The sequence below is a fragment of the Methylophaga sp. UBA1464 genome (assembly GCF_002325665.1).
GTDB lineage: Bacteria > Pseudomonadota > Gammaproteobacteria > Nitrosococcales > Methylophagaceae > Methylophaga.
On sequence record NZ_DCSO01000054.1, the window covers coordinates 11,281 to 19,255 of the forward strand.

Here is a 7,975-nt window from a genome sequence, read left to right on the forward strand (position 1 = left end):
GATGCTGACGATAAGATGAATTTAAGTTTGCAGGATATAAAAGGCGATTTATTGCTGGTGCCACAATTTACTTTGCCGGCGGATACCCGCAAAGGTAATCGCCCCAGCTTTACCCCAGCAGCGCCCCCTGAACAGGGCAAAAAACAGTTTGATTATCTGTTGACACAGACTCAAGATCTTTCAATGACTGTTGAGTCGGGACAGTTTGGTGCAGATATGCAGGTTTCACTGACCAATGACGGGCCGGTCACTTTTTGGTTACACGTTAATTAATTTCGGATTTTTATGCGTATATTGCTCAAATTTTTACTCGGTACAGCTTTAGTCATCATTGGCATTGCTGCATTAATGCTGATTCCGTCACCGCAACCGACGGATCCAAAACCGTGGGAAATTACGGTTATGCCCGATGAACAGATTGAAGTAATGGGCGTGCATTTAGGCACCACTTCCTACGGCGAGATTCAGCAGTTATGGCGTGAAGCAGGGGAAGTCGCTTTATTTATCAGTGTTAACGAACGTATTACTGCAGAAGCTTTTTTTGAATCCGTCAATCTTGGGGGATTGTCTGCTCGCGTGGTGGTTAATCTATTGCTGGATGACAATGAATTAAAATCCATGGCGTCACGGGCCGCTTCGGCGAAGTTACAGCCAAGTGGTGCACGACGTTATGATCCGGCATTTGATGATAAACAACGTTTATTGTCTGCTCCGGCGACCGCCATTACCTATATCCCTAGCGTGAGACTAGATGCAGAGATGGTTCGTAATCGCTTTGGTGAGCCCGATGAAATCAGTGATGAAGCTGAAGAAAGTGCAGCTGAAATCTGGCATTATCCTGCATTTGGACTGACCATCAGACTGCATCCGGAAGAAAGGCCCGTGCTGACTTATACAGCTCGGACCTTTTGATCATTTTGTTTTATATATTCCATCAGCTCGTTTAAGTTTATAGCCCTGCTGAAATAAAATCCCTGAGCACGTTTACACTGGCTCTTACGTAAAAATGCAAGTTGCTCTGCCGTTTCAACCCCTTCCGCAACAACTTGCAAGGCAAGACTGTTAGACATCGCCAAAATGGCATTAACGATTGCCGCATCATCACTGTCTTCAGTGACATCACGGACAAAAGTCCGATCAATTTTTAACACATTGAGTGGAAACTGCTTCAAATAAGACAGTGAAGAATACCCCGTACCAAAGTCATCAATTGCCAGCGTGATACCCAGCAAGCTTAATTCACGTAAGGTTTGCACAGCCTGCTCAGTGTTTTCCATTAACAAGCTTTCGGTGATTTCCAATTCCAGATTTTTTGCTGGCATACCTGATTGTTCCAGCAAATTACGAATAAAGTTAACCAGCAGATTGCCTTTGAACTGGCGCCCTGAAAGGTTAACAGCCATTAAGAAGTCATCCGGTAAATAATCACAATTAGCCATGAAGGCTTCACAGGTTTTTTTTAACACCCATTCACCCACAGTACTGATCAAACCCGTATCTTCAAGCACCGGCACAAATATCGCGGGCGACACATCCCCCCATTGTTCGGTATGCCAGCGTAATAACACCTCTGCACCAGCAACACGACCGGTCTCAAGTTCAATTTGCGGTTGAAATTGCAAATAGAACTCCTGCAACTCAACCGCACGACGCAGGGCGGTTTCCATCGCCAGACGCTGCGATGCCTGTGCATTCATTTCTGAGGAATAAAACTGAAAATTATTACGTCCTGTACTCTTGGCGTAATACATTGCCGCATCGGCATTTCTCACCAGCATGTCTACATCACGACCATCCGCAGGATATAAACTGATACCAATACTGGGACTGATATTCACTTCAATGTTATCCAGCATATAGGGCAGTGATGTTGTATTGAGAATTTTCTCAGCAACCTTTCCGACATATTGCGCTGAGTTGATATCTTCCAGAATCACGGTAAATTCATCACCACCCAGCCTGGCTACGGTGTCACTCTCCCGAACACAGGAACGAATTCGCCGCGCCACCTCACAAAGTAAAATATCGCCTGCCTTGTGGCCTAGCGAATCATTAATATGTTTAAAGTGATCCAGATCCAGGAAAAATACTGCCAGTCGACCATTTTGCCGTTGTGCTTTATGAATGGCATGCTCTAGACGATCTTTAAACACGCCACGATTTGGCAACCCGGTCAGAATATCGCTGCTGGCTAAACGTGTCAGTCTTTCTTCATTTTGCCGTTGATTGGTAACATCTTCATATAGCCAGATAGATCCCTCTGACGGGTTTTCAGGATCAATGACTTGCCCGGCGACAGCACACCAGAATTTCTCACCATTGGCCCTTTTCATCTCGACCTGGGCTTCAAAATTTTCTGCTTCAGACAGGGCGTTATAAGCCTGATCTCCGAAACGCTTAAATGCTTCCTCGCTTGGATGAAGACAAAGTGTGCTTTGACCTTCAATATCTTCGCGTGGAAACAAAAACAGTTGTTCGAATTTATTATTCACCCGAATAATATGACGGTTTTTAATAAAGGCAATACCCACCATGGCGTTTTCCAGAATGGCGTTTAATTCATTGCTGGTCTGCACCAACGCCAACTTGGTTCGCTTCCATGAACTGATGTCTGAAATCACGCAAACCCAGATATCATCGTCAAATTGTGATAAAGGGCGAAGTGACAACCACATGGAAAAAGTCTCCCCGTACCAGTTTCGCCCTTCAAATTCACGATTAATTTTTTGTGATTCAGCAATATCGTTGAGTGATTTAATGTGCTCGGATGGGGCAATGAACTGCAGAATATTCTGTCCAGCTAATTGGTTTTCACTCGCTTGTAATATTCGTTCAGCAGCAGGATTGCATGAGCTAATTGATCCATCCGCCTGGATAGCCAGAATCGCTTCAGGGACGCCGTTAAGAATGGCTCGAAGCCTTGTTTCACGGATTTCGAGCGAATGCTTGGTTTCATCCAGCTTTGCAATCAACTCCTGGGTTTGTGCAGCAAAGACATTAAAGTCATTGGCAAGTAAATTAAATTCACTCTGACCATTACTGGTTGACATTCGGGTATCAAATTTTTGTTCTGACAAGGCATGCATTGCACTTCGTAATCGCTGCATAGGCTGGTTGATACGCGCTTTCATGCTGAGTACAAACCAGGTTATTCCTAAAACAATCATTAAACTGCTAAAGATCATCAACCATCTGTAATGACTGAATACAGAAATGGAAATTCCAGCAATCACCAATACCATTAATAGCGTAATAACAGCCCATAAATTCAGCATGGTCCGGATGCTCCAATGCTTAAACATATTTTCCCTGTTCATATAATTCACACTCGTTCATGGAGCTGGTATGAAAACTCAAAAGCATCCGATTTGAATCGGAGATACATTCCATTTTGTAATTTGCTAAGTCAAACTTTGCTACTGAGACGGACATACTGTTGATACTGGAAAAGGTCCATCTCGCTATCTTAACTAGTGTCCCTGTTGCACAAGGCATAGCACTGTTCAGTCGGGGCATATAAAAGCTGCATAAAGATTGCTTTTCTGATGATTTTTCCTGGATAAAAGCACAATTATATGCAGGCCAACTACAGCTAATGATCCGTTGATACTCCCATTCATATTAAAGTACCGTTCTGCTGCCAAGCCATTGTTAGTTGGCATAAACGGGGTTGCGGATGGAATAATAATTTAATCAGATTTATGCTCATTATTATTTGTATTTTCCACGTCTGATTCCACTTCGATTTCTTCTGAATGATTATCATCTTCCATCAAAACTCGATTAGCGGCGCCTTCCATATCATCATATTGGCCACTGCGAACGGCCCAGAAAAAAACCACAACTCCCACTAAACCCAGTAATAACATCCCGGGTAAAAGTCCGTATATGACCTCCATAGCCTACCTCTTAAATATTCGACTAATCCTGGCAGCATTACCAATGACAAGTAACGAACTTATCGGCATCGTGATTGCTGCCAGTAAAGGACTGACTAATGCCATCATTGCTAATGGAACCATAATCACGTTATAGCTGATCGATAATACAATATTCTGGCGAATAGTGCGTAACGTCCGGGTAGCCAATTGCCGCGCTAATGCAACCTGACTTAATTGATTGTGTGATAAAACAATATCTGCACTTTCAATAGATACATCCGTTCCGGAAGCCAGCGCAATGCCTACATCAGCCTGAATCAATGCCGGCGAATCATTAATGCCATCCCCTACCATGGCAACACAATCGCCCTGTTGTTGTAATTGTTGAATAAACCGGCGTTTATCAGCAGGCAAGACCTCGGCCATGCGCTTAATATTTCCAAGGTCGGCCGTTACTGAATTGACTACCTGCTGTCGGTCTCCGCTTAACACAGTCACTTTAAGACCATTGGCTAACATGTCCGAAATCATGGCTTTGGCGTCATCACGTAATGTATCAAACAGGCCTAATATGCCGATTAATTTTTTCTCGCTGGCGACAAACACACAACTGATACCTTGCTGCTCCAGCTGATCGACTTTTAACTGCCAGGCGTTATTAAGAATAACCTGATGTGAAAGCATCCAATCCGCGGTGCCAACAATAATTTTATTGCCTTCAATCTGCGCTTCCACGCCTCTTCCCGGAGAGGCATAAAACTGAGATATCTCAAATAACGGGAGGGCATATTGCTGAGCGGCTGAAACAATCGTTTTTGCAATACCATGCTCGGATTGCTGCTCTGCCGAAGCCGCAATCTGCAGTAACTGTTGTTCGGAGATTCCTTCTGCGGTAATTCGTTCAACCAGCTTAAGTCGTCCTTCAGTCAAGGTACCGGTTTTATCAAACACGTAATGTGTTACGCGGGATAACGATTCCAATGCAACACCCTGTTTGATCAGGATTCCATTGCTGGCCCCCACTCCGCTGGCAACAGCAATGGACATTGGCGTGGCCATACCAAATGCACAGGGACACGTAACCACTAAAACCGAGGCTGCGGCCAGTAAGGCTTTTTCAAAATCACTCCCAACCCAGAATACAAATGTTAGCGTTGCAAGCGTCAGCGTAATAACGACAAACCAGGGCACGATTTTGTCTGCCAATGTTTGAATGGGGGCTTTTGAAGTTTGTGCCTCATCCATCAAAGCGATTATTTTGGCTAAGGCAGTATGGCGTAATACCTGCTGCGCTTTCACCACAAATGCACCTTCACTATTGATGCTTCCAGCGACAACCATGTCGTTTACCTGTTTGCGCACAGGTTGCGATTCCCCTGTCAGCATCGATTCATCTACGGCGCTCTCGCCATCTGTCACAACGCCATCAACTGGAATATTTTCACCCGGCCGCACTAAAACCAAATCACCGACCTTAACCGAACGAATAGGTACTGTTTTCTGTATCCCTGCTTCAATGACTGTTGCCAGTTTGGGCTGCAATTCGAGCATGCGACGGGTGGCTGATAACGCATTGCGTTTGGAAAGCGCTTCCAGATAACGCCCAATCAGAATAACAAATATAAAGTTCACGACTGTATCAAAGAAAACTTCGCCTTCAACTGAGCCAGTAAAAGTAATATAGGAAGAATAGAGATAAGTGGCCGTTGCACCGATAGCAATCGGTAAATCCATTGTTAAATAACGACTGCGTAATCCGCTGATTGAATGTCGGAAAAAAGGATAACCCGAGTAAAGTAAGGTTGGAGTAGCAATCAAAAAACCAACCCAATGAAACAAGTCTCGAAACTCATCCTCAGCAGCACCGGAATAAAGGGCAATCGAAACCCACATCAGGTTCATCATCGCAAACCCGGCAAATGCCATACGATAGATTAATCCACGGTGTCGCTTAGCCAATGCCCCTTCTGCCGTTTCCGGATCAAATGGAACAGCGGCATAACCAAGCTCAGCTAAATGCTGCATTAAAATGGATAAGGACGTTTTGCGATTATCCCAACAGATGCGACAGCGTTTTGCTGTCAGATTCACATCCGCCGCCAATACACCTGGCAATTTATATAAAGCATGCTCAATTAACCAGACGCAGGCTGCACAATGAATGCCATCAATTAACAGATTTATCGTGCGTTTTTCATCAACGGTGTCGACATAATCAGCCTGAATTTCATCGAGATCGTAGGCATGGAAATCATTTGCAGTATCGGGGGGTGGGGCGAGTCGTTCGCCCTCTGGAGTTTTGCTATAGAAGCTTTGTAAACCTGCAGCATAGATCGTCTGGCAGGCCATTCTGCAACCATGGCAACAGAACTCATGCGTGGTTGACTGAATTTGTGCAACAAATTCACCGGAATTCCTGACGGGAAGCCCGCAGTGAAAACAATCGCAGGCTTTAACTTGCGTAGTAGCTTCAGACAATGAGTTTCAACTTACCAGTTACTAACGAATTTAAGGATCGATAAAAATACGTCGAGTGATTAAAAATTCATCTTCACCACGTTTGGCTTCAACGATGATGTCCCAGTTTCCCGGCAAACCAAATTCAACATCGGTGCCATAGCGACCCAGTCCTATTGGGTTCATCTCAACTGAAAAATCTTCACGCATATCGGATGGACGATAAGCAAACAGGGTAACGGAGTCCAACTGTACTGCCGTTGAGTTTTTGCCCTGAATAAACACTTCATAGGCCTGACGTTGATTTACCCGACTTTTGGGCGGAGCCATAATAACGCCGCTCCAGCCCAGTTTTTTTTCCTGCTCCATTTGCAACTCTTGCTGGGCATACTTCTTACCACGCTCGTAATAGTTATCAACCACCAGATTAGGCGGCGAACTGAATGCCAGATAAATAAAGATAATATTGACGGTTACAAAGGTGCATAAAAATGCTAAAAAACCTAAAACCCACGGGTTTTTTAATGCCTGATTATTGTCTTGTGAAATAGCCATCATTTCGGCCCCATAAAAATACTTTCGTATTGCACAGAAATATCCGGATTTGAAATAACATTCGCGATAAATGTGACATGCTCAAGATCTTTGTTGAGCATTCCATCAGGAATTCTGACTAGCGCCTGCAATGGAATAACCTTACCGGGTTCGATAATAACGTTGTGATCGATACCATGCAAAGTTGCTCCATCCAAACCACTGATGGCATATTCTACCTCAATGTTTTCATTCGTCTTGTTGAGCATTTTAAGTGTGTAACGGTTTTGAATAGACCCATCGCTGAGCTGGACAAATACAGGTTGGCGGTTATGAATCACCTGAAATTCAGTTGTGGAAAGCGTCGCAAAACCATATCCGACGCCCGACAGTGCCATCATTAAAATGAATGAGTAAATGATAACTCTTGGGCGCTTGTATAAAGCAGCGGGTTGAGCATTGTGATGTAAATCCTTATAGGATGCGTAACGAATCAATCCACGAGGCTGATTGGTCTTATCCATAATGCTGTCACACGCGTCAATACACATACCACAGGTGATACAGCCTTCTTGCTGGCCTTTACGAATATCGATGCCGGTCGGACACACAGCCACGCACACCTTGCAATCAATACAGCTACCTTTAGTGGCATCAACAGCCCCCTTTTTCAGTTTACCGCGTGGCTCTCCACGCTCGGCATCATAGGCTGGCAGCACCGTATCCTGATCATACATTACGCCCTGTAAACGTGCGTATGGACAAAGCCAGAAACAAACCTGCTCTCGCATAAAACCCGCAAAAACATAGGTACCAACGGTAAACATACCTAATACAATCCAAGCCACCAACGAAGCCTGTAAAGTGAAATAGTCATGCCAGAGCTGGTAAGCATCAGTAAACCAGGCAGCAAACGATACCCCTGTTAACAGGGCAATTGCCAACCAAAGACCGTGCTTCAGAGTAATACGTGAGATTTTGCTGATGGAGGCCGGCGCATTTTTAAATTTCATCGCCTTCTGAGGGGTATCCCCTTCGATGCGTGTTTCGATAAACGTAAAAACATCTGTCCAGACAGTCTGAAAACAGAAATAACCACAGAA

The 7,975-nt window shown here is 44.5% G+C and carries 7 protein-coding genes; 2 read left to right on the plus strand and 5 right to left on the minus strand.

Annotation, left to right across the window (positions count from 1 at the left end):
- Both dtd and B3O33_RS06745 read left to right on the plus strand, forming a co-directional pair.
- The coding region (dtd, locus tag B3O33_RS06740; RefSeq protein WP_292363253.1) for a D-aminoacyl-tRNA deacylase at positions 1–273 on the plus strand (273 nt) is incomplete at its 5' end.
- A gap of 12 nt (positions 274–285) precedes the next feature.
- On the plus strand, positions 286–912 hold the full coding sequence (locus B3O33_RS06745; RefSeq protein ID WP_292361702.1) for a lytic murein transglycosylase: 627 nt from the start codon (positions 286–288) through the stop codon (positions 910–912).
- Here B3O33_RS06745 and B3O33_RS06750 read toward each other — a convergent pair.
- The 5 genes from B3O33_RS06750 to ccoG form a co-directional block, all read right to left on the minus strand.
- A complete protein-coding gene (locus tag B3O33_RS06750) occupies positions 891–3,275 on the minus strand; it encodes an EAL domain-containing protein (protein ID WP_292361701.1) in 2,385 nt (794 codons plus the stop codon). The two genes, B3O33_RS06745 and B3O33_RS06750, sit on opposite strands and share 22 nt — an antisense overlap.
- A 414-nt stretch (positions 3,276–3,689) precedes the next feature.
- On the minus strand, positions 3,690–3,869 hold the full coding sequence (gene ccoS / locus B3O33_RS06755; RefSeq protein WP_414673276.1) for a cbb3-type cytochrome oxidase assembly protein CcoS: 180 nt from the start codon (positions 3,867–3,869) through the stop codon (positions 3,690–3,692).
- A gap of 33 nt (positions 3,870–3,902) precedes the next feature.
- Positions 3,903–6,359 (minus strand): heavy metal translocating P-type ATPase, encoded by a 2,457-nt coding sequence (locus tag B3O33_RS06760; RefSeq protein ID WP_292363254.1) that lies wholly within the window; start codon positions 6,357–6,359, stop codon positions 3,903–3,905.
- A 30-nt stretch (positions 6,360–6,389) separates the two neighbouring features.
- Complete coding sequence (locus B3O33_RS06765) at positions 6,390–6,893, minus strand: FixH family protein (protein ID WP_292361698.1); 504 nt, start codon at positions 6,891–6,893, stop codon at positions 6,390–6,392.
- On the minus strand, positions 6,893–7,975 hold a 1,083-nt coding region (gene ccoG, locus B3O33_RS06770; RefSeq protein WP_292363255.1), incomplete at its 5' end, for a cytochrome c oxidase accessory protein CcoG. The genes ccoG and B3O33_RS06765, both read right to left, overlap by 1 nt.

Coding starts and splice junctions, on each gene's coding strand:
- B3O33_RS06745 (WP_292361702.1), top strand. CDS start 286: ATGCGTATATTGCTCAAATTTTTACTCGGTACAGCTTTAGTCATCATT.
- ccoS (WP_414673276.1), bottom strand. CDS start 3,869: ATGTTATTACTGGGTTTAGTGGGAGTTGTGGTTTTTTTCTGGGCCGTT.
- B3O33_RS06765 (WP_292361698.1), bottom strand. CDS start 6,893: ATGGCTATTTCACAAGACAATAATCAGGCATTAAAAAACCCGTGGGTT.
- B3O33_RS06750 (WP_292361701.1), bottom strand. CDS start 3,275: ATGCTGAATTTATGGGCTGTTATTACGCTATTAATGGTATTGGTGATT.